The sequence below is a fragment of the Burkholderia reimsis genome (genome assembly GCF_003294055.1).
Classification (GTDB): Bacteria; Pseudomonadota; Gammaproteobacteria; order Burkholderiales; family Burkholderiaceae; genus Burkholderia; species Burkholderia cepacia.
The window spans coordinates 1-890 of record NZ_QMFZ01000122.1; the positions used below are offsets into that span (position 1 = coordinate 1).

Annotated in this window: 2 protein-coding genes; both read right to left on the reverse strand. The window is 59.4% G+C overall.

Translation table 11 applies throughout. The annotated features are described in order from the left end of the window. Window positions 1-4: 4 nt before the first annotated feature. Window positions 5-634, reverse strand: coding sequence for a CsgG/HfaB family protein (locus DPV79_RS41510; protein WP_113048182.1), 630 nt, complete (start codon window positions 632-634; stop codon window positions 5-7). Between the two features lie 50 nt (window positions 635-684). Next, window positions 685-890, reverse strand: a 206-nt coding sequence (locus DPV79_RS43175) for a hypothetical protein (protein WP_208866781.1), incomplete at its 5' end; no start/stop codon positions are given.

Consider the following 890-nt stretch of genomic DNA (forward strand, 5'->3'; position numbering starts at 1 on the left):
ACGATCACTGCGCCGCCTTGAGGCCGCCCGCGTCCACCTGCTCGACGAGGTGGTTGACTGCCTCCTGAATCGCGAGGTCGAGCACCTTGCCGTTCAGGGTCGAGTCATAGCTCGCGGTACCGCCGAAGCCGATGATTTCGCGATTCGACAAACTGTATTCGCCGGCACCCTGGCTCGATGCAATGACTTCCGACGTCGTCGTATCGACGATGTTCAAGTTGACCTTCGCATACGCGACTTGCGTCTTGCCGTGGCCGAGAATGCCGAACAGCTGTTGATCGCCAACGTCCTTGCGGCCGAACTCGGTCACGTCGCCGGTCACCACGTAGTTCGCGCCCTTCACGGCCTGCGCCTTCTTCATGAAGCCGGCTTCTTGCTTGATCTCGTCCAGGTTCTCGCGATCGAGCACGTTGAAGTGGCGGCTCTGCTGCAGGCGCGTGACGAGGATCGTCTTCGCTTGCCCGCCGAGTCGATCGATCCCGTCCGAGAAGATGCCGCGCATGTAGCTCGAGCGGTTGTCGAACTTGCCGACGGCGATCGCGACGAGCTTGCCCGCGTAGGGCTTTTGCGCGCTGCTGACGGCCGGCACGTCGAGCGTGCGCGACGACTCGGTCGCACATCCGCTCAATCCCATGACGACGGTAGCAGCGACGATCACCGATACTCGAAAACTATTGGATGCTTTCAATCCAAACTCCTCGTTAAACCAAAAATAAGACGAACGTTTGCGTAAGCGGTCTGCACAAGCACGGAGACGCTCGCTAACGTCGACGCAACGCTGCCGAGGATTATCAGTACGTCAACACTCGTGATTGCGGCGAAATGGCGCTCCTTCACGCCGCAATCTACCGAAAGGTTCGCCCTCACAATGTCAGAAATTGCCAACGGCG

What these genes read in the sequence shown, in the direction of transcription:
- DPV79_RS41510 (WP_113048182.1), bottom strand. Translation starts at nt 634, where the DNA reads ATGGGATTGAGCGGATGTGCGACCGAGTCGTCGCGCACGCTCGACGTG.